The organism is Massilia violaceinigra, from assembly GCF_002752675.1.
GTDB lineage: Bacteria > Pseudomonadota > Gammaproteobacteria > Burkholderiales > Burkholderiaceae_D > Telluria_A > Telluria_A violaceinigra.
In genome coordinates this window covers 1,744,839-1,765,024 of the sequence record NZ_CP024608.1, presented here as the reverse complement: position 1 = coordinate 1,765,024, position 20,186 = coordinate 1,744,839, and the positions used below count along the sequence as shown (strand labels likewise).

Below are 20,186 nucleotides of genomic sequence, written 5' to 3'. Positions count from 1 at the left end.
GATTCAAGAATTGCGATTTATTACCAAGCAGGAATATCAAGAGGCATGGCATCATGTGGCGCCTGCGGGGACCAGCGAAAACAAGCTCATACAAAGAGTAGTTTTATGTTTACTATTTCGACTTACAATCGGGACGATGTCCTGAACAAACGATGAATGCGACAATGAGCCAAGCACAGACCACTGCCGTCTTCAGCAGCATCAGCGACGTGGAACGGGATACCGGCGTCCCCAAGGAAACGCTGCGCGTGTGGGAACGGCGCTACAACTTTCCGCAGCCGCAGCGCGATGCCAACGGCGAGCGCCTGTATCCGCTCGACCAGGTGGCGCGCCTGCGGGTGGTCAAGCGCCTGCTGGACATGGGTTACCGGCCCGGCAAGATCATGCATCTGGACACGGAAGAGCTGAGCAGCATGGCCAGCAAGTCCGGCACCGGCACCATCGCCGCCGACGCCGACGATCCGGTGCTGCGCCAGTGCCTGGTCATGATCAAGGCGCACCAGATGCACGAGCTGCGCCAGAAAATGGCCCAGGCGCTGCTGCAACTGGGCCTGCGCCGCTTCGTGCTGGAACTGGTGGCGCCGCTGACCACGCTGGTGGGCGACACCTGGGCCACCGGCGGCCTGGCCATTTTTGAAGAACACCTGTTCGCCGAACTGCTGCAAAGCGTGATGCGCAACGCGATCTTCGCGGCCAACCAGCAGACCGGCCAGATCGACGCCGCCCCGCGCATCCTGCTCACCACCGTGCCCCAGGAACGCCACGGCCTGGGCCTCTTGATGGCCGAAGCGCTGTTCGCGCTGGAAGGGGCGCACTGCGTCTCGCTCGGCGTGCAGACGCCGCTGGCCGATATCGTCGAGGCGGCGCGGGTGCAGCGCGCCGATATCGTGGCGCTGTCGTTTTCGAGCGTGATGTCGCCGCGCGCGGCGGTCGACAATGTGGTCGAGCTGCAAAACCGGCTGGGCGAGAGCGTGCAGGTGTGGGCCGGCGGCAGCTGCGCCGCGCTGGCCCGGCGCCAGCTCGGGCCCAACCGCGTGCTCGACCTGCACGACATCGATGCGGCGGTGGCGCGCTGGCGGACCCAGAACAGCGCGCTTAGCGCTTAGGCGGGCAAGCAATCGACGCTGCCGGCCAGCCCGCCAGGGGAAACCCGGCCCTGCTCTGGTAAAATACGCGGCATCGATTTCGTCGTGCCCGGCGCCGCCGGGCATCAGCATGCTGCGCCCTCCAACACATTCCCATGTTTAGTTTTTTTAAGAAAAAACCGCCCGCTCCCGATCTTCCGCCGCCACCGCCGAGCGCTGCGCCTGCGCCGGTAGCGGCCGTACCCGCAGCAATCGTGCAAGCCGCGGCCGCGCCGGACCTGCCTGCGCCCGCAGCGCCAGCCGTAGCGCCGTCACGCCGTTACGGCACCACCTCGACCTTCGTCGCGCCAGCGCCGCTGCCCGCCTTCGGCAGCGAGCTGATTCCGGAAACCGCCGAGCGCCTCGGCAACGATGCCGACAGCAAAAGCTCCTGGATGGCACGCCTGAAAGCGGGCCTGTCGAAAACCTCGAACAACCTGAGCCTGCTGTTCGTGGGCGCGCGCATCGACGAAGACCTGTACGAAGAGCTGGAAGCGGCCCTGCTGATGTCGGACGCCGGCATGGACGCCACCGATTTCCTGCTCACCGAGCTGCGCCGCAAGGTAAAAGAAGACAAGCTGCTCGACGCGGCCGCCGTCAAGGCCGCGCTCAAGGTGCTCATGACCGACATGCTGCGCCCGTTGGTCAAGCCGCTCGAACTGGGCCGCCACGAACCGCTGGTGATGATGATCGCGGGCGTGAACGGCGCCGGCAAGACCACCACCATCGGCAAGCTCGCCAAGCACATGCAGAAGTACGAGCAGTCGGTGCTGCTGGCCGCCGGCGACACCTTCCGCGCCGCCGCGCGCGAGCAATTGATGGTCTGGGGCCAGCGCAACAACGTCACCGTGATCGCCCAGGAATCGGGCGACCCGGCCGCCGTGGCCTTCGACGCCGTGCAGTCCGGCAAAGCGCGCAAGATGGATGTGGTCATGGTCGACACGGCCGGCCGCCTGCCGACCCAGCTGCACCTGATGGAAGAATTGAAAAAGATCAAGCGCGTGATCGGCAAGGGCATGGATGGCGCCCCGCACGAAGTGCTGCTGGTCATCGACGGCAACACCGGCCAGAACGCCCTGGCCCAGGTCAAGGCCTTCGACGATGCGCTGCAGCTGACCGGCCTCGTGATCACCAAGCTGGACGGCACCGCCAAGGGCGGCGTGCTGGCCGCGATTGCCCGCACGCGCCCGATTCCCGTGTATTTCATCGGGGTCGGCGAAAAAATCGAAGACCTGCAACCGTTCAGCGCCGACGAATTCGTCGAGGCGCTGCTGGGATAAGCGTACATGATCGAATTCCGGTGTGTCTCCAAAACCTACTCGGCCGACGCCACCGCCCTGCGCGAAGTCACCCTGAACATCGCCCGCGGCGAGCTGGTCTACCTGGCCGGCCCGTCCGGCGCCGGCAAGTCGACCCTGCTGAAGATGATCGCGGCCATGGAGCGCCCCACCTCGGGCAGCGTACTGGTCAACGAGCAGGATATCGGGCGCATGAAAAACGCCAGCCTGCCCTACCTGCGGCGCAATCTTGGCCTGATTTTCCAGCAGCAGCGCCTGCTGACCGACCGCTCGATCCTGGCCAATACCATGTTGCCGCTGCTGGTGACCGGGGCGTCGAAGGCCGAAGCCGAACTGCGGGCCCGCGCCGCGCTGGAAAAAGTCGGGCTGGAAGCACGCGCGCTGGCGCGCCCGCTCGAATTATCGGGCGGCGAGCAGCAGCGCGTGGCGATCGCCCGCGCCATCGTCAACCGGCCCCAGATCATTTTGGCCGACGAACCGACCGCCAATCTGGACCGCGCCAGCGCCGACAAGGTGCTCGACGCCCTGCGCGCCTTTCATTCGGTGGGCGTGACCTGCCTGATCGCCACCCATGACGAGCTGGTGCTGTACGACGCCGCGCGCCACGGCAGCGCGCGCGTGATCCGGCTCGACCAGGGCAGCGTGGTGGGAGACGCCACATGAAGCGCTGGTTCCGCCAACACAGTTTCGCCATCGGCTCGGCGCTCGGCCAGCTGGGCAAGTCGCCGCTCAGTTTCCTGTTCAATGTGATCGTGGTCGCCATCGCGCTCACCTTGCCGTTCGCCGGCCTGACCCTGCTCGACAATGTGCGTCCGATGTCCGAGCAACTCTCGGTCGAGCCGGAAATCAGCGTCTTCACCAAGGCCGAGACCACGCGCGAGCAGGCGCAGGCGCTGGAGCCGGCCATCCGCGCGATCCTGGCCGATCCCAAGTCGCGCATCGCGTTCGTCTCGCGCGAACAGGCGCTCGACAGCCTGAAAAGCAAGAGCGGCTTGGCCGACGTCCTGACCACGCTGGGTGAAAATCCCCTGCCGGACGGGTATGTCTTGAAGCTCGACAGTTTCAGGAGCGTGAGCGAAGCGGGCAGCGTCGACGCCATCGCCGAGCGCCTGCGCGCGCTGCCGGGCGTGGACGCGGTGCAGGTCGATTCGGCCTGGGTCAAGCGCCTGGCCGCCCTGCTGCGCGTGATGCGCCTGATTCTGCTGCTGCTGGCCGTCACCCTCGGCATGGTGGTCATTGCGGTGGTGTTCAATACGATCCGCCTGCAGGTGCTGACCCAGCGCGACGAAATCGCCGTGAGCAAACTGATCGGCGCGACCGACGGCTTCATCCACCGTCCCTTCTATTACACCGGGGGTCTGCTGGGCATGTGCGCCGGCGGCGTGGCGCTGGGCGCGGTGACCTTGTCGCTGCAACCGCTCAATACGGCCATCGGCGAGTTCGCGCGCCTGTACGGCTCGACCTTCCAGCTGGCGCCGCTCAATCCGGTGGCGATGGGCGTGCTGCTGGCCGTGAGCACCGCGCTCGGCCTGGCCGGGGCGGTACTGTCGGTGCGCAGGCACCTGGCGCGCCTGCGCTAGGGCGGCAATGTCGCCAATGCGTATCTGCCTGGACTGCATCACGCGCCTCACGGCGCGACCGCCGGCCTCTCTGATGACATGGTCGGATCAAGTGGATGTCGCGCCATCGTCAAACACCGCCTGCAAGCTGGGCGTACTGAGGCTGCGCTCGAACCACTGTTCAAGCTCTGCCTGAGTGGCCCGGGCGATGCGCTGCGCTGCCGGCGCCGGCAAGGCGCCGAACCGGCTGCGCAACAGGCTGCCCAGCATCCCGCGAAGGGCAATGACTTGCCCTTCCGCCTTGCCTTCCGCCTTGCCGTCTTCCTTGGCTTTCTCCGCCAACGCGAATCCCTTTTGAAAGCCGATCTCCTCAAGCTGCTCGGCCCAAGTTGCAAGTTTGTCTCCCATGTCAGCATCCTCCTGCGCGCTATCAACCATAAACAATTCGGAATTGCCGGTTCCGCGTGCCAGCAAACCGTTTACCCACACTTGGACCGAGCGCCGCAGGCTGGCCTGGGGAGCTTCCTTGAACCATGTCGTCAGCGCAGGCAAGACGTTCGTTGAGACATCGGGAAAGAGTGAAAGTTCAAGCCGGAACAGCAGCGCCAGCAAGCTGGCGTTCGCTTCCAGCGCCGTCCTGTCCAGACGCTGCTGGTCGATCAGCACGTAGCGCTGTGTTGGCTGGAATGCCGCAAGCTCGGCGGGCGCTTGCATGAGGAGCCCGGCCAGCTCCGTGCTGGCGCTCCAGTGCGGCACGCCGTTGTAGAACACCAGGGGCAGCACCGGCGGCAACAGCAGGCCAGGGGACAAGTCGTGGCGCTTGACCAGGTCCTGGTACAGTAGACCAATGTAGGTTTGGATGCGCAAGGCCATCCAGCGGTCCACGCCGGATTGGCATTTGAGCAGGATGTACACGTACAAACACTGCTGGCCGACCCGCACGCGCCAGACAATGTCATTCTGGCGCGCAGACAAGCGCTCGCTCACATACGCCGGATTGACCCGTTCGAACGCCGACAGCGCGACCTCGTCGAGCAGCTTGAGGGAAGTAAAATCCGTGATGAGTTCGCGCACCAGTTCCGGGTGGGCGAACAGCAAGCGGTATCCGAGGTCGTGAAGGGCGGGCATGGCGCATTGTAGCGAGGGCCCCTTCCCTCCCTTTGCGCTGCCTTAGACGCGCGCGCCGGCGCCTGAGCCCCTTCGCTGCCGATCAGGATACCGGAGGTGCCGCCGTCGAGCGTGTCGTTGCCGTCTCCACCGGGCAGAACGTCATTGCCTCCCTTTCCGTTGACCGCTTCCGACGCGGCCCAGCCATACAGATAGTTGTCATTGTCGCCGCCAGCCATGATGATGGGATTCATGCTGTCTGTCGACTGCGGAAAGAGAAATGATGGTTTAACGAAAAGATTGCATTTTATCCATACGCGGGCCTGGCTTTTTACGAACGCATTGCGTGTGTAAACGAACAGAGGCGGCCGCCATGATCGGCGACACTGGAGCCGGGCTCACATACTGCGCCGGCGCAAGCGCATGGCGATCCGGCGCACAGCAAATTTGATCTGTATCAAGGCTCAAATAGTAGCCTCCACTAGAGTGAAATCTGCAAATTTATGATTGCCTCAAAGTAATAACATTTCGCTATCACTGCCATAAATTCTCGGCATTGGCACTCAACACGAGAGAGTGCTAATATAGGGTCTTGCATGGCGGGGAATCCCCGAAGCCACCGCTGGCATCAGACCGCAACTATCGCCCCGGACCCGCATCCGGCCTGGGCATTTGATGATGCAGCACAGACACTCTACGAGGAAATACATGATGACGTTGTCCGCACAATCCGCATTGGTTCCGACCGGCAATCGTGCTTTAGGACTCGGTTTCACCGGCAATCTGGGCAATATCGACGCCTATATCTCGGCGGTCAACCGCCTGCCGATGCTGACCCACGAGGAAGAGATTTCCCTGGCCCAGCGCCTGCAAAAGAATAACGACCTCGCCGCCGCGCAGGAGCTGGTGCTGTCGCACCTGCGCCTGGTGGTGTCGATCGCGCGCGGCTACCTCGGCTACGGCCTGCCGCACGCCGATTTGATTCAAGAAGGCAATATCGGCCTGATGAAGGCGGTCAAGCGTTTCGATCCGGACCAGGGCGTGCGCCTCGTGTCGTACGCCATGCACTGGATCAAGGCCGAAATGCATGAGTACATCCTGAAGAACTGGCGCTTGGTCAAGGTTGCCACGACCAAGGCGCAGCGCAAGCTGTTCTTCAACCTGCGCAGCAACAAGCAGGGCCTGGACGCCATGACCCCGACCCAGATCGATGCGCTGGCCAAGCTGCTCGACGTCAAGCGCGAGGAAGTGATCGAGATGGAAACGCGCCTGTCGGGCCGCGATATCGCGCTCGAAGCGCCGACCGACGACGAAGACGACAAGTTCTCGCCGATCGCCTACCTGTCGTCGGACCTGTCCGAGCCGACCAAGGTGCTCGAAGCCGAACAGGTCACGCGCCTGCAATCCGAAGGGCTGGAAACGGCGCTGGGCAAGCTCGACGCCCGTTCGCGCCGCATTGTCGAAGCGCGCTGGCTGGCCAACGACGACGGTTCCGGTGCCACCCTGCACGCGCTGGCGGACGAATTCGGCGTCTCCGCCGAGCGCATTCGCCAGATCGAAAGCGCTGCTCTGAAGAAAATGAAAGGCGCGCTGTCGGCTTATATCTGAGCCCGCGCACGCCTGGCGCACCCGCGCCGATGCCGCCTGGTGTAGACTAGGCGGCATTTTTTTCGTCGGTACAAATCGTCAAGCTTGTACAAGTCAATACACTTGATTACATATTTATAATGCGAGTTTGACGTATCATGCATACCGTGCCGGTGTCTGAGCGCGGCAATAACATGAGCCCCGAGCGCTGCCCCGCGCGCCGTCACAGCCTTTTTCACAGCTAAACATGAATAGGTAGTCTGCACATGAAATACTTTACATGGACGCGAAGCCTGGCCGCCCTGCTGCTGGCGCCCGGCCTGGCCGGTGCCGCGCCCGCGCTGATCGAGTCCCCGACCCTGAATAATGTCAGCAAACGCTCTGCGTACCACGCCGGTATCGAACTGGCCGACAACCGCGTTCTCGGCCAGCTCGGCCTGGGCGACGTCAGCCGCGCCATGCACCTGCGCCCGGCCGACGCGCTGCTCGGCGATGTCGACCTGAGCGGCGCCATCAGCGCCTATGCCAACGGCAATGTGCCTTCATGGGGCGGAACGGACGCGCGCCACAGCTACCCGGAAGTGCGCGCCAGCTATGCCAAGCAAGCGCGCGGCAGCTTCAGCGCCGCCAATGCGCGCCCGAGCGTGGCCTCGCAGTCGGTCCCGGAACCGGAAACCTATGTCATGCTCGCCGTCGGCGTGGCCGTCATCGTCCTCACGCGCGGTACCCGCAAGCGCCTGCAGGATAGCCTCGACGCATAAACGACCCGGCCGCCGCCGCCCGTGCTGGCGGCCGGCCTTGCTGCTCCCAGCCAGTGTCGCTTCTAATACATTTCTTACAATGTTGTTCTATGATGCGTGGCTTGCCCTCGATTATGATGGCAAGCTTGGAAGCGCCGTTGCGGCGTTCGTCGATGTGACATAAAAAAGGAATGGGACCAATGAACTTGTTTAAATTGCAGATGGGCGCTGCTGCGCTGGCTTTTGTGTCCGCCACGGCATCGGCCGCGCCGACCGTGATCGAGGCCACCGGCTTCACTTTCACCAACCCTGATTCGACCGTGGCCGACGTGCTCGTGTCCGACGTGGCCGGCGCGACCACCATCCGCCTCAGCGATTTTGTCAGCAGCATGACCGGCAAAACCAGCGATGCCGCCGGCAACGCTTACTCCGCCGACATGTCGTTCGCCGTGCGTTCCGGCTATCAGGTCACCGGTTATTCCTTCTCGGGCACCTTCGCCGGCACCCTCGACACCGCCGTGCCGCCGGGCGGCCTGGCAGGCGCCGGGACGGCCAGCAACCGCGGCGCGGTCAGCCTGTTCGCCAGCGGCGCGAACGACTGGAGCGAGAACCACTTCAGCAGCGTCTACAGGCTCAACGGCAACGAATCCTTCGTGTTCAGCGCCGCCAACCTGACGCTCAAGGACGTGCTGACCATGTCATTGAACAGCAGCATGACCATGTTCGCCTCCCCGGCGGTCTGGACCACGTCCGATGGCGTCGTCCACCGCCAGGCTTCGTGGGCTGGGCTGAGCGTGCTCAACCCAACCCTGACCGTCTACACCTCGGCCGTGCCGGAACCGGAAACCTACGCCATGCTGGCGCTCGGCCTGGCCGTGATCGGCCTGACCCGCCGCACCCGCCGCCGCCTGCAGAACGGCGTGGCGCAAGCGTAATACCCGGGCCGGCCAGGCCGGCTCTTCCTTTTCCGACGGGCATGCACGGCGCCGCAGCGCGCCGGCTCGTCAATTGCGCGGCCACACAGTGGCGAAATTGATATGATCTATGATCGGCTTTCCCACTAATGAGGAGCCCATCATGATCAAGCTGATTTTCGCGTTCGCCGCCGCCTGGGTGTTTACCGGGTGCACCGCCGCGCCAATAAAGGAAACATCGATGCAACGCAAATACGACGGCACCATTTCCTTGCTGCCGCAGACCAGCGCCACCGTGGCGCCCGACGCTACCCTGCGCTTCGACCGCGTCGACGACAGCCGCTGCCCGCCGAACGTGGTATGCATCACCGCCGGCAAGATCGTCTACCACTTCACCCTGATCTTTCCGGTCGGGGTCGAGCCATTCATGCTCGAACCGGCCGCGCCGGCCTACACATCGACGCAGCAGCCCGACCTGATCATCTCGCTGGCCACCGACCCGCCGGCTCCGCTGCCCACCAATGTGCCGCCGGGCCCGCCGCAAGCGGTCATCCTGAACGTCAGCCACCCTCCCGCCGAAAGCCGATAAAACGACATGACCCACGCCGCCCGCCGCCTCGCCCTCGCCTGCTCCATCGTCCTCGTCATTCCCCTGAGCCAGGCCAGGACCCCGGTGGCCAGCGGCACCGGCGGCGCCGTTGCCACCATCAGCGAACAGGCCTCGCAGTCGGCCATGGCCATCCTCGACAAGGGCGGCAATGCGATCGACGCCGCCGTCGCCGCGGCCGCCACCCTGGGCGTGACCGATCCGTACAGCTGCGGCATCGGCGGCGGCGGCTTCATGATGATCTACCTGGCCAAGGACAAACGCGTAATCGCGGTCGATCACCGCGAAACGGCGCCGGCCAGCGTCACCCCCACGGTATTCCAGGAAAACGGCAAGGACAGCGACTTCGACGCCACCCTCGCCAGCGGCGCCTCGGTCGGCGTGCCGGGCACCGTGCGCGGCTGGCACGAAGCGCTCAGCCGCTACGGCACCATGTCGTTCAAGCAGGTGCTCGCGCCGGCCATCGGCGTGGCCACCAAGGGATTCGAAGTGAGCGACAATTTCCACCGCATGAGCGCCGAGAACCAGAAAAAGCTCCAGCTTTTCAGCAGCAGCAGCGCCCTGTTCCTGAAAAACGGCAAGCCGCTGGCGGTCGGCACCGTGCTGAAAAACCCCGGCATGGCCAAGGCCTACCGCGACATCGGCGCCCAGGGCCAGAAAGCCTTTTACCAGGGCCCGATCGCGCGCGCCATCGTCGACGCGGTGGGCAAGCCGCCGGTGGCCGCCGGCGTGCGCGTGCGCGCCGGCGCGATGACCATGGCCGACCTGGCCAACTATGAAGCGCGCATCCGCCAGCCCATAAAAACCACCTACCGCGGCTACGAGGTGTACGGCATGCCCCTGCCGAGCAGCGGCGGCATCGCCATCGGCGAAGCGCTCAACCTGCTCGAAGGCTACAACCTCAAGACCCTGCCGCGCGCCAGCGCCGAGCACCTGTACATGGAAGCGAGCCGCCTGGCCTTTGCCGACCGCAACGCCTACCTGGCCGATCCCGAATATGTCGATGCGCCGGTGGCCGGCCTGCTGAGCAAGGATTACGCGGCGCGCCGGCGCACCCAGATGAATGCCGAGCGCGCCGGACCGAAAGTGCTGGCGGGCGACCCGTACCCGTTCCAGAACGACCCCAGCGTGCCGCAGCGTCCGCAGGCTGCGCGCCTGCTGGCCGACAACGCCCACACCACGCACCTGACCGTCTCCGACAAGGACGGCAACGTGGTGGCCTACACCTTCACCATCGAATCGTGGGGCGGCAGCGGCATCGTGGTGCCGGGCTACGGCTTTTTGCTCAATAACGAAATGACCGATTTCGATTTCAGCGGCCCGCACCCGAACGTGCCGGAAGCGGGCAAGCGCCCGCGCAGCAGCATGGCGCCGACGATCGTGCTCAAAAGCGGCAAGCCGGCCTTCACGGTCGGCAGCCCGGGCGGCGCGACCATCATCACCACGGTGCTGCAAACCATCGTCAACCACGTCGACTTCGGCATGCCGATGGACAAGGCCATCAATGCCCCGCGCCTGAGCCAGCGCAACGATGCGGCCACCGACGCCGAGCCGGGCTTCGCCGGCAGCGCGCAGGCGCTGGCCCTGGAAAAGCTCGGCTACAAGTGGCGCGCCAAGGCGGAAGAAATCGGCGCGGCGAACGCCATCGTGTTCAATGCCGACGGCACCGTGACGGCGGTCAGCGAAGGCAAGCGCCACGGCGTGGGCAGCGCGCTGGTGCAGAAAAGCGCCAACTGAGGACCATGCCGCCGATGCCGCGGCGGCGCTGGGCTTGAGCCCGGCATCAAACGTCGAAGACCAGTTCGGGCAGCACCACCTCCCACTCGCCGCAACGGGCCAGGTGGCGGAACTCGGGATCGCCGTCCTGCGCCTGGCGCACCAGGATGGCCGCCACGCGGCCCGCGATCCAGCGCAGATTGGCTGGCGGCTTGAACGCCCTGGCCAGTTGCCCCACCACCACGCCGGCGGGCGTGACCAGTTCCCACCTGGTTTTGCCAACGCGCAGCTGCAGCGGGTCGTCGATGCGCAGCGCGGCAATGGCGCGGTGGACCGGGTCGCCCTGCGCCATCCGGCCGGCGAAACCGATGTCGACATCCTGCAGCGTGAGCTGCAGATAGCGCCGCCGCAAGGCGCCCCGGGTGGCGTCCATCGCCAGCGGCGCGCGGCGCAGCAGGCATGGCGCGTCCGGCAGTTGGTCGGGCAGGCTGGCCGGCCGGCCGCGCGAGGGCGCAAAGCGCGCCAGGACCAGCGTCCTGGCCGCCCGCGTCATGGCCACGTAGTACAGGCGGCGCGGCGCATCGGCGTCTTCACCGGGACCGAAGCTGTCCCAGTGGCCGTCGGCCACGGCGACGTGGTCGAACTCGAGCCCCTTGGCGCGGTGCGCCGTCAGCAGCAGCAAACCGGTCTGGCGCCGGCGCGCTTCGCGGCCCCATTCGGCCAGCCACTCGATGAAGTGCGCCACCGGCAGTTCGGCGCCGCCCGTCTCCAGCGCGTACTCCTGGAGCGCCTGGCGCAGGAGACTGAGCCAGGTGCCGGGCGGCCGGGCATCGAGCCAGGCCTCGATGGCGGCCGCATCGACCAGTGCCGCCTCGTCCGCGCGCAGCGAGCGCACCAACGCCTGGGTTTCACGCAGGCGCCAGAACTGCGCGGTTTCTTCATTGGCCAACTGCACCGGGATGGCATGCAGCATGCAGAAGGTGCGCACCGGCTCCAGGGTTTTCCACTCGCGCGCGATGACCGCCACGCCCGCCCAGTCCCAGTCCGGGTCCAGCGCGGCCAGGCGGCGCAGCTCGGCCATGATGGCCAGCGCCTGGCTGGCATCGTCGGCGCCGGCATCGATGATCTGCACGCGGCCCCGGCCGACCGGATCGCGCTCCTGCCATGCGCCACCCGCGTCAAGCTTGGCGCGCGCGCGGTCGATGCTGATCGGGTGCGCGGCTTTCATGCGGCAGCTGGCCGCCGCAATCACCAGGTTGGACGCATCGATGATGTGTCGCGTCGAGCGGTAATTCTCGGTCAGGAACGCCGCTCTGGCGCTGTAGTCCTGTTCGAAGCGGCGGATGAAGTCGACCGAGGCGCCGTTGAAAGCGTAGATGTTCTGGTCGTCGTCGCCGACCGCGAGCAGGCTCAGCCGCGCATCCTCGTCGGCGCTGTTGCGCCCCGCCAGCGCCGCAATGAGCGCGTACTGGTCCGGCCCGATGTCCTGGTACTCGTCGACCAGTATCCAGCGGAAGGCGCCGAGCAGGCGGTCGCGCTGTTCGTCCGCTTCCTGCGGCGCGAGGCCGGTCCCGTTCAACAAGGCCACCGCCTGCGGAATGACTTGCTTGAGCAGCTCCTCGTCGGCGCCAAGGCGCTTGTCGAAGCTGATGCCGGCGAGCCGCATCGCCAGCGCGTGGCAGGTCAGCACGATCACGCCGCCGGCGTCGCGCCCGATCAGGGCGGCGAGCCGGCGCCGGATGTCGACCGCGGCGTGGCGGTTATAGGTCAGTACCAGGATGGCGCGCGGATTTTCGCGCCGCACCCGCACCAGATAAGCGATGCGGTGCACCAGCACGCGCGTCTTGCCCGATCCGGGGCCGGCCAGCGCCAGCACATTGGTGCGTTCGCGGTCGTCGGCCACGATGCGCTGCTGGGCGCTGTTGTCGAGGCTTTCGACAATCGCGCGCCACGAGGCCGGCGTGGTCTGGCGCTCCAGTTCCTTGTCGCGCGCGGGCAGCCATTGCGCGATGAACCGGTCGCGCTCCATGCTGAAGTAATCCATCGCCAGTTGCAGGGCGTCCGCCATCTTTTGCAGGCCGCGCTGCACGTATTCGGCCATCACGTGAATCTGCACCACCTGTTCGCTGTAGTGCAGTTCCAGCGGCGCGAAGTCGGCCTTGTAGAAGCCGCGCCGCTCGGGCGCAAGACGGATCGTCATGGCGGGGCGAAACACGGCCATCCCCTTGTTCAGGCGGATCACGCCCTGTTCGTGAAGCCACAGCAGGGCGCGGTCGACCAGCCTGGGACAGGATTTCACCCGGCCCGCCAGTTCCAGGTCACCCTCGATCGCGGCGAGCAGCTGGCCGAGGGTGGTACTGGCCAGCTGGTCGTTGCCGCGTGCGCTGGCCGGCAGGCTGGCGGCCAGGTGCCCGAGCAGCTTGGCGGCGCCGTCGCGCCGCAGGGCGGCGGTGCCGGCGATGAGGTTCCAGCTGCGCTGCAAGGTGACCTGCACGCTCTCGGCGTCGAGCTGGCGCACGCTGAAGCTGCCCACGCCATCGTCGCCATCGCCGTCGTTGGCGATGCTGCGCACGATGCGCAGCAGCTTGTCGGGCAAGGCATGCGCCAGGCCGGCGTCTTTCAGGCGCTGGCTGGCGTGGCGCAGGTGCAGCACCGAGGCGCCGCCCTTGGCCAGGTCGGGCGCGCCTTCGCGCATGGCGTCGAGCAGCGCCACCTCGAGTGCGCAGGCTTGCTCGAGCAAGCGTTTCGACGACATCTCTACGGCCACGTGAACGAAGGCGGTCAGCGCCGTGTCGTTGCTGGCGATCTTGTACTGTTCCAGCTCATACAGCGCGGCGCGCACCTTCTCGGCCGACAGGCCGGAGGCGTTCATCAATTCGTCGGTGGAGATGCCCTGATCGGCATCGGCGCCGATCAGGGCATCCACCAGCGCCAGCAAGGCGTCGCGTTTTTCCTTGAAGAGCGGATACCCGGCCAGCTTTTTTTCGGCTTCTTCCAGGGTAGCCACACGTAGCGAGGACGGGAATATCTGTACCTGGTTTTCCTCGCGCGTGAGCAGCCTGGCTTCTTCCAGCCAGGCGATGGCGGTGCGCACGCGGGTGTCGTCGGTGGTGGAGTCGCGCGCGAAGTCGCCGTCGGCGTCTTCGGTCAGGATTTCGCCGGCCGTGGCGATGATGTCGGCGTCGCCGTGTTTTTTGCGCTCCAGGCGCTTGATCGCCTTGAGCACCACCTGAATATCCTGTTGCGACAGGCGCGAGCGCGCCGACATGGCGAACTGGCGCTCCACATCCTCCACCGTGTACAGCAGCACGCAGCGGGCGGCGCCGCAATCGCGCCCGGCGCGCCCGGCTTCCTGCAGGTAGTTTTCGAGCGAGCCGGGAATGTCGGCATGGATCACCAGGCGCACGTCCGGCTTGTCGATCCCCATGCCGAAGGCGTTCGTGGCGACGATGACCTTGAGCTCACCGGCGATGAAGGCGTGCTGGGTGTCTTTCTTGACCATGCCACGCAGGCCCGCATGGAAGTGCCCCGCGCTCACGTCTTTCTGGCGCAGGAAAGCGGCGATTTCCTCGGTCTGCTTTTTGGTGGCGCAGTAGACGATCGCGCCGCCGGGCGCGTGCGCGGGCAGTTCGGCTTCCAGCAACTGGTGGATGTGCGCGAATTTTTCGGCCGGGGTGGTCGGCACCACCGAGAACGACAGGTTGACCCGCCTGGCACCGCCATCGAGCACGGTCAGGTCGATGCCGACCTTGTGGCGGAAGTGCGCCAGCATGTCGGCCACCACATCCGGCTTGGCGGTCGCGGTCAGGCACAGCACCGGGGCAATGTCGCCGGCGCCGGCGCGCTCGCGGATGAAACGGCCCACGTAGCGGTAGTCGGGACGGAAATCGTGGCCCCATTTCGAGATGCAATGCGCTTCATCGAGCACCCAGGCGCCGATCTCGCGCTGCTCCAGCACACGCCGCAAGGCGCGGCTGCGCAGCTGTTCGGGCGAGACGATGACAATGCCGGCCTCGCCCAGGCGCACCCGGTCGAGGGCGGCGGCCCGCTCCGGAATCGAGAGCAGGCCGTTGATCGCCACCGCGCAGCCGATACCACGCGCTTCCATCCCGCTCACCTGGTCGGCCATCAGCGCCACCAGCGGCGAGATGACGACTGTCAGCGCGCCGGTCTTGTCGTAGCGCGACAGCGCCGGGATCTGGTAGCACAGCGACTTGCCGGTACCGGTCGGGAGGATACCGAGAACGTGACGCCCGCGCATGGCCGCGTCGACAATCGCTTCCTGCAGCGGGCGCCCCTGCCCGTCGCACGGTTCGGGGCGGAAGGCATCGAAGCCGAACCAGCGCTTGAGTTCCTTGCGCGGGTCGTGGCGCTCGCCGCACCAGGCGCAATCGGCAGCGCCGCAGGCGCTGTCGCGCAGGCGCCGCACCAGTTGCGCCGCCTGCGGGAACTGGTGGCGCACCCAGGGCGGCATGACCGAACTGGCGCCGGCTACCGAGAGCCACGCCAGCGCATACGCCAGCGCCCAGCCCAGGGCGGGCGCGTCGGCGGCGACGCCGCGCGCCTCGCTCACGCAAGCCTGGCCATCGAGGCGGCGCAGGATGGCGGCGCTGGCCTCGGCCTGGCCCGGGCGCGCGGCGCGCCTGACCATCATGAACACCGAGTTCAGTCCGGACAGGGTATCGGCGCCGGTGGTGAGCCAGTGCCAGGCCAGCAGCAGGTCCGGCGCGCTGTCCTGCATGTCGCGCAAGGCGGCCAGCTGGTCGGCGAACAGCTGCAGCGTCAGGCGCGCATCGTGTTCGGGGTCGTTCAGGCTGCCGCGCCGCAGCTGGCCTTCCTTGTAGTGCTTGACCAGGTGGTGGTACGGATGGCGCGGAAAGGCGAGCGGATTGAGACGCAGCGTGTCGACCATCGGCAGCTTGAGCAGGCGCAGGTACGGCGCGGCAGCGGCCAGATGGGGAGCGTCGAATGCGATCAGGTTGTGGCCGAGCAGGAAGGCAACCGGGTCGGCGAAGTCGTCGAGTTGCGCCAGCGCCGCGTGAAAGTTGCCTTCGGTGAAGACGAAGGCGGCGCCGGTATCGCCGCGCACGGCGGCGAACTGGTGAATGCGGCCATCCTTGAGGCCCACTTCCAGGTCGACCGACAGGCAGCGCGGCGTGATGCCGGCCGCTGGCGGTTCCGGCTGCGCGGGCACGCAGGTAAGGTCAAGGGTCATACAACGCTTTGCAATGAAGAGTGTCGCACCGCGGGTTGGTCCTCGCTGGCTGTTCCGAGTGCGATTCTAGCAGCGCGCCCTTCACCAATGCACAAAAAAGAAGCGCCCCGCGCCAAAAACCCGCGTCGCATGGAAACGGGTAATGGTGCGGGGCGCTGGCCGCGCGAGGCGCCATGCCGGGTCATGCCCGGCCGGGGCGCAGGCTGACAGGCTTACAGGTGCGGGGTGATCTTCGGCATCAGTTCGTCGAAGGTACGGCCGCTGCCGTTTTCGCCGATCGCGTGCATCTTCCACTCGCCGTTGTGACGGTACAGCTTGGCCATGATCTGGGCCGTGTGATCGCCCTGCACGGACAAATTGAAGCGCGCCACTTCCTTCTGGTCGGCCCCGTTGATGATGCGGCAGTAGGCGTTTTCGACCTGCGAGAAGTTCTGGCCCGTGAAGCTGTTCACGGTAAACACCAGCGACTTGACGCTGGCCGGGATCTGGGTCAGGTCGACCAGGATCTGCTCGTCGTCGCCGTCGCCGGCGCCGGTGCGGTTGTCGCCCGTGTGCACGATGCTGCCATCCTTGCTCTTGAGCTGGCGGAACCAGACCACATCGACCGCCCGGTTGCTCTCGTCGAACAGCAGGCACGATGCGTCCAGGTCGACCGTCTGGCTCTTGCCGCCGAAGCCGAACAAGCCCTTGGTCTTGATGGCATCCCACCCCAGGCCCATGGTGATGCGGGTCAGGGTGCTGCCGGCTTCTTTATCCAGAGAAATTTTCTGGCCTTTTTGCAGATTGACTGACATGGTATGACTCCTTGGTTTTAGCGCGCGCTGCCTGCCGCCCAGGCTTGGAACGAGGCACGGTTGCGCGAACAAATATAAACTTTGCCATTGCCGGAGAAGCGTAGCACGATGCCCTCTCCGCTGGTCTGGCTGTTGATCAGATTGCCTAAAAAGCCGCCACTGTTGCCAGTCGTGATCGACGGCGTGTAGTGCAGGCTGCTGTCCCAGGCGACCACGTGCGAATTGTCGATCGTGATGTCCTTGCCCTGCTCGACCACCAGCTCATTGAGGGCGCCGAAGCCGGACACGATCAGCTGGCCAGTGCCGCTGGTCTCGGTGACGAAAAAGCCGCCGCTGTCGGCGAACAGCGCATTGCCGAGGCTTTGCGTGCGCACCTTGAGCTCGACCTTGGAGCTGGCGGCGACAAAGGCGCCATCGCTGAGCATGTACTGGCGCTGGCCGACCTCGACGATCTGCATCGCGCCCGGCAGGGTTGGCGAAAGCAGGCAGTCGCCATCGCCGCGCACCGCTTCGATGTGCTGCTGGAAGAACGATTCGCCGTTGGCGAAGCGCCGCATCAGCGCGCTGCCGATGCCACCCTGCATCTTGCCCTTGAGGTCAAGCGCGGCCTCCATCATGACCATCGCGCCCGATTCGCAGTAAATCGTCTCGCCGCGCGTCATCGACACGTGCAGGAACGGGTCGATATCGCCTGTGACTGTGAAAACTGGCATGTGTGCTCCTTATTGACGGCCCGCGCGGGAAGTACCGCGCGGGCCGCAAAACACTTTAAACGTTGACGCCGTAGCTCGTTGCGAGGGGGCCCAGGCCGCCCTGGAAACCCTGGCCGATGGCGCGGAATTTCCAGTCCGCGCCAGCGCGGTAGACTTCGCCGAAGATCATGGCCGCTTCGGTCGAGCCGTCTTCCGACAGGTCGTAGCGGGCGATTTCGGCGTTGCCGGCGGCGTTGACGCAGCGGACGAATGCTTTCGACACCATACCGAAATTCTGGCGGCGTGTCTCGGCATCGTGAATCGTCACGGCCAGCACCACCTTGTCGATATCGGCCGGCACGTTGGCCAGGTCGATGGTGACGCTTTCATCGTCGCCGTCGCCGGCGCCGGTGGTGTTGTCGCCCGAGTGGGTGATCGAACCGTCGGCCGATTTCAGGTTGTTGTAGAAGATGAAGTCGGCGTCGGAACGGACCTTGCCGCTGGCGTTCAGCAGGAAGACCGCGCCGTCCAGGTCGAACGCGTTGCCGTCGGTGGCGCGGGTGTCCCAGCCGAGGCCGACGATCATTTTCGTCAGGCCGGGTGCTTCTTTACTCAGGTTGACGTTACCGCCTTTTTGCAAGCTGACTGGCATTTTGATTCTCCAAAAGTTAGTAAGACAATGAACACCGGGTGAATGACGCGGCAAACTGGTGTTCCTCAGTCTGCCGCGTTTGTATTACGCAGGCCTTGGCAGCGTGATTACGCCGCCAGCTGCAGTTTCTTGTGACGCACCGACGACCACAGCGAGGCGACGATGAAGGCCACACCGATCAGGCCGGTAAAGATTTCAGGCACATGAAACTTCATGCTTGCCAACATAATCAGCGCCAGGATACCGATCGCATAGTGTGCGCCGTGCTCCAGGTAGACGAATTCGTCGAGCGTGCCCTTCTTGACCAGGAACACCGTCATCGAACGCACGAACATTGCGCCGATTGCCAGGCCCAGCATGATGATCACGACGTCGGTGGTGATCGCAAACGCGCCGATCACGCCGTCGAAGGAGAACGATGCATCGAGCACTTCCAGGTACAGGAAGCCACCGATACCGCCGCGCTTGACCATGTCGCCGACATTGGCGCCGCTGTCATCTCCATCGTTTTCAAGCAGGCTGCTGACCGTGTCCACGCCCACGTAAATCAAGATACCCCACAGACCGGCCATCAGCACAACCATCTTTTGCGCTTCGGCGACCATCGCCATGCTTGCCATCAAGGTACCCAGAGCAATCATCACCGAGATCGAGCCGACTTTACCGAGCGAACCGAGCTTTTCTTCCAGGCTACCGAGCCAGTGCGTTTCTTTTTCATCGTCGAGCAGGAAGTTCAGGAATACCAGCAACAGGAACATACCGCCGAAGGCCGCCACTTCCGCATGGTGGGCCGTCAGGTGCGCCGAGTAGGCCTTGGGATCGGACAGCGCCAGGTTCCACACTTCGATGATGCCCAGGTCGGCAGCTTGCGCCACGATGACCAGCGGGAACAGCAAGCGCATACCGAACACGGCGATGATGATACCGACGCCGAGGAACAGCTTTTGCCAGTAATCGTCCCAGGTCTTGAGCACGGAGGCGTTCACGACCGCGTTATCGAACGACAGCGACACTTCCATGATACCGAGGATGGCCGCCACGCCCAGGGCCGTGAACATGCCGCTCACGCCGTGGTGCTGGTAGCCCCACCATCCGGCTACCACAAGGCAGACGAAGGTGACGAGGAATGAAATTCTGAAATGCTTCATAAGCGGGTTTTCCCTTTACTGTTATTGTTGATGCATGCAGTGTATCCCTAAGCAACACTTTTAAAAATAGGAGATAATCTGACTATTACTTCTGAAAAACCGAAGCATGAAAAATACTGGAATGAATTTTCGCCACCTGTACTACTTCTGGGTGGTGGCCAAGGAAGGCGGCGTCACGCGCGCCGCCGAGCGCCTGGGACTGGCGATCCAGACCATCAGCACCCAGCTCACCCAGCTCGAGCAATCGATCGGCAAGGCCCTGTTCATGCAGCAGGGCCGCGGCCTGCAGCTGACCGAGGCCGGGCGCCTGGCGCTGGCCTACGCCGACCAGATCTTCCTGCTGGGCGAACAGTTGCAGGAAGCGCTGGGCGAGGCCGACAGCGGGCGCACCCGGCTCACCGTCGGCATTTCCGATTCCCTGCCCAAGCTGACCGCGTTCCGCCTGCTGGAGGCGACCCTGCACCTGGCCACGCCGGTGCGCCTGGTGTGCTACGAAGACCAGTTCGAGGCCCTGCTGGCCGACCTGGCCCTGCACAAGCTGGACGTGGTGCTGACCGACCGCGCGGTGCGCTCGGGCACCACCCTGCGCGTGTTCAGCCACATGCTGTTCGAGAGCGACACCATCGTGGTCGGCACGCCGGCCCTGGCGGGGGCCTACGCCGAAGGCTTTCCGGGCAATCTGAACGGCGCCCCGTTCCTGCTGCCGACCCGCAACAACGCCTTGCGCGGACGCATCGACGAATGGTTCGAGCTGCACAATGTGCGCCCCGATGTGGTCGGCGAATTCGAGGACAACGCCCTGCTCAACACTTTCGGACGGCGCGGCGCCGGCCTGTTTTTCGCGCCGGCGGCCCTGGCCACCGACCTGGCCGACCAGTTCGGGGCGGTGCTGGCCGGCCACGTGCCGCAGGTGCGCGAGCACGTCTACGCCATCTCGAACGAACGCAAAATCAAGCATCCCGCGGTCGAAGCGATCCTGTCGGCCGTGCATCAGGGTGTGTTCAGCACGCCATGAACGGTACAATGTCCATCC

At 65.1% G+C, this 20,186-nt stretch carries 16 protein-coding genes; 10 read left to right on the top strand and 6 right to left on the bottom strand.

Translation table 11 applies throughout. From position 1 onward, the window contains the following. The first annotated feature begins 164 nt into the window (after positions 1-164). The 4 genes from CR152_RS07935 (at position 165) to ftsX (ending at position 4,002) form a co-directional block, all read left to right on the top strand. On the top strand, positions 165-1,106 hold the full coding sequence (locus tag CR152_RS07935; RefSeq protein ID WP_099874428.1) for a MerR family transcriptional regulator: 942 nt from the start codon (positions 165-167) through the stop codon (positions 1,104-1,106). Positions 1,107-1,240: 134 nt separating this feature from the next. Further along, positions 1,241-2,404 (top strand): signal recognition particle-docking protein FtsY, encoded by a 1,164-nt coding sequence (gene ftsY / locus CR152_RS07930; RefSeq protein ID WP_099874427.1) that lies wholly within the window; start codon positions 1,241-1,243, stop codon positions 2,402-2,404. A 6-nt stretch (positions 2,405-2,410) separates the two neighbouring features. Next, on the top strand, positions 2,411-3,085 hold the full coding sequence (locus CR152_RS07925) for a cell division ATP-binding protein FtsE (protein WP_099874426.1): 675 nt from the start codon (positions 2,411-2,413) through the stop codon (positions 3,083-3,085). Next, positions 3,082-4,002, top strand: a complete 921-nt coding sequence (ftsX, locus tag CR152_RS07920) for a permease-like cell division protein FtsX (RefSeq protein ID WP_099874425.1) — start codon at positions 3,082-3,084, stop codon at positions 4,000-4,002. The genes CR152_RS07925 and ftsX overlap by 4 nt, the downstream gene beginning before the upstream one ends. 87 nt (positions 4,003-4,089) lie before the next feature. Here ftsX and CR152_RS07915 read toward each other — a convergent pair whose 3' ends face one another. Continuing rightward, the gene (locus tag CR152_RS07915; protein WP_099874424.1) at positions 4,090-5,109 is read right to left on the bottom strand and encodes an Rpn family recombination-promoting nuclease/putative transposase; all 1,020 of its coding nucleotides are present in this window, start codon (positions 5,107-5,109) and stop codon (positions 4,090-4,092) included. A 687-nt stretch (positions 5,110-5,796) separates the two neighbouring features. Between CR152_RS07915 and rpoH the strand changes: the two genes are divergently transcribed. From rpoH to ggt, 5 genes are all read left to right on the top strand, one after another. Next, positions 5,797-6,696, top strand: a complete 900-nt coding sequence (rpoH, locus tag CR152_RS07910; RefSeq protein ID WP_054266431.1) for an RNA polymerase sigma factor RpoH — start codon at positions 5,797-5,799, stop codon at positions 6,694-6,696. Between the two features lie 245 nt (positions 6,697-6,941). After that, on the top strand, positions 6,942-7,436 hold the full coding sequence (locus tag CR152_RS07905; protein ID WP_099874423.1) for a PEP-CTERM sorting domain-containing protein: 495 nt from the start codon (positions 6,942-6,944) through the stop codon (positions 7,434-7,436). A gap of 179 nt (positions 7,437-7,615) precedes the next feature. Beyond that, a complete protein-coding gene (locus tag CR152_RS07900; protein ID WP_157778378.1) occupies positions 7,616-8,350 on the top strand; it encodes a PEP-CTERM sorting domain-containing protein in 735 nt (244 codons plus the stop codon). Between the two features lie 142 nt (positions 8,351-8,492). Then, entirely contained in the window at positions 8,493-8,918 is a 426-nt protein-coding gene (locus tag CR152_RS07895) for a hypothetical protein (RefSeq protein WP_157778377.1), read from the top strand. A 6-nt stretch (positions 8,919-8,924) separates the two neighbouring features. After that, on the top strand, positions 8,925-10,673 hold the full coding sequence (gene ggt / locus CR152_RS07890) for a gamma-glutamyltransferase (RefSeq protein WP_099874420.1): 1,749 nt from the start codon (positions 8,925-8,927) through the stop codon (positions 10,671-10,673). Positions 10,674-10,719: 46 nt separating this feature from the next. Here ggt and CR152_RS07885 read toward each other — a convergent pair whose 3' ends face one another. From CR152_RS07885 to CR152_RS07865, 5 genes are all read right to left on the bottom strand, one after another. Beyond that, positions 10,720-15,867: a RecQ family ATP-dependent DNA helicase gene (locus CR152_RS07885; RefSeq protein WP_099874419.1), complete on the bottom strand. Its 5,148-nt coding sequence runs from the start codon at positions 15,865-15,867 to the stop codon at positions 10,720-10,722. A gap of 212 nt (positions 15,868-16,079) precedes the next feature. Beyond that, on the bottom strand, positions 16,080-16,661 hold the full coding sequence (locus tag CR152_RS07880; protein WP_099874418.1) for a TerD family protein: 582 nt from the start codon (positions 16,659-16,661) through the stop codon (positions 16,080-16,082). A gap of 17 nt (positions 16,662-16,678) precedes the next feature. After that, complete coding sequence (locus tag CR152_RS07875) at positions 16,679-17,374, bottom strand: TIGR00266 family protein (protein WP_099874417.1); 696 nt, start codon at positions 17,372-17,374, stop codon at positions 16,679-16,681. 55 nt (positions 17,375-17,429) lie between these two features. Continuing rightward, positions 17,430-18,005, bottom strand: coding sequence for a TerD family protein (locus CR152_RS07870; RefSeq protein WP_099874416.1), 576 nt, complete (start codon positions 18,003-18,005; stop codon positions 17,430-17,432). 107 nt (positions 18,006-18,112) lie between these two features. Next, positions 18,113-19,153 carry a DUF475 domain-containing protein gene (locus CR152_RS07865; protein WP_099874415.1) on the bottom strand — a complete coding sequence of 347 codons (1,041 nt, stop codon included), beginning with the start codon at positions 19,151-19,153 and terminating at the stop codon, positions 18,113-18,115. 106 nt (positions 19,154-19,259) lie between these two features. On the opposite strand from CR152_RS07865, the gene CR152_RS07860 reads away from it, so the two are divergent. After that, entirely contained in the window at positions 19,260-20,168 is a 909-nt protein-coding gene (locus CR152_RS07860) for a LysR family transcriptional regulator (RefSeq protein ID WP_099874414.1), read from the top strand. The last annotated feature ends 18 nt before the right edge of the window (positions 20,169-20,186 follow it).

Bases quoted from the DNA above. Each gene is read 5' to 3' on its own strand.
- rpoH (WP_054266431.1), top strand. From the start codon at position 5,797: ATGATGACGTTGTCCGCACAATCCGCATTGGTTCCGACCGGCAATCGT.
- CR152_RS07880 (WP_099874418.1), bottom strand. From the start codon at position 16,661: ATGTCAGTCAATCTGCAAAAAGGCCAGAAAATTTCTCTGGATAAAGAA.
- CR152_RS07860 (WP_099874414.1), top strand. From the start codon at position 19,260: ATGAAAAATACTGGAATGAATTTTCGCCACCTGTACTACTTCTGGGTG.
- CR152_RS07905 (WP_099874423.1), top strand. From the start codon at position 6,942: ATGAAATACTTTACATGGACGCGAAGCCTGGCCGCCCTGCTGCTGGCG.
- ggt (WP_099874420.1), top strand. From the start codon at position 8,925: ATGACCCACGCCGCCCGCCGCCTCGCCCTCGCCTGCTCCATCGTCCTC.
- ftsX (WP_099874425.1), top strand. From the start codon at position 3,082: ATGAAGCGCTGGTTCCGCCAACACAGTTTCGCCATCGGCTCGGCGCTC.
- CR152_RS07870 (WP_099874416.1), bottom strand. From the start codon at position 18,005: ATGCCAGTCAGCTTGCAAAAAGGCGGTAACGTCAACCTGAGTAAAGAA.
- CR152_RS07915 (WP_099874424.1), bottom strand. From the start codon at position 5,109: ATGCCCGCCCTTCACGACCTCGGATACCGCTTGCTGTTCGCCCACCCG.
- ftsY (WP_099874427.1), top strand. From the start codon at position 1,241: ATGTTTAGTTTTTTTAAGAAAAAACCGCCCGCTCCCGATCTTCCGCCG.
- CR152_RS07935 (WP_099874428.1), top strand. From the start codon at position 165: ATGAGCCAAGCACAGACCACTGCCGTCTTCAGCAGCATCAGCGACGTG.
- CR152_RS07885 (WP_099874419.1), bottom strand. From the start codon at position 15,867: ATGACCCTTGACCTTACCTGCGTGCCCGCGCAGCCGGAACCGCCAGCG.
- CR152_RS07900 (WP_157778378.1), top strand. From the start codon at position 7,616: ATGAACTTGTTTAAATTGCAGATGGGCGCTGCTGCGCTGGCTTTTGTG.
- CR152_RS07895 (WP_157778377.1), top strand. From the start codon at position 8,493: ATGATCAAGCTGATTTTCGCGTTCGCCGCCGCCTGGGTGTTTACCGGG.
- CR152_RS07925 (WP_099874426.1), top strand. From the start codon at position 2,411: ATGATCGAATTCCGGTGTGTCTCCAAAACCTACTCGGCCGACGCCACC.
- CR152_RS07865 (WP_099874415.1), bottom strand. From the start codon at position 19,153: ATGAAGCATTTCAGAATTTCATTCCTCGTCACCTTCGTCTGCCTTGTG.
- CR152_RS07875 (WP_099874417.1), bottom strand. From the start codon at position 17,374: ATGCCAGTTTTCACAGTCACAGGCGATATCGACCCGTTCCTGCACGTG.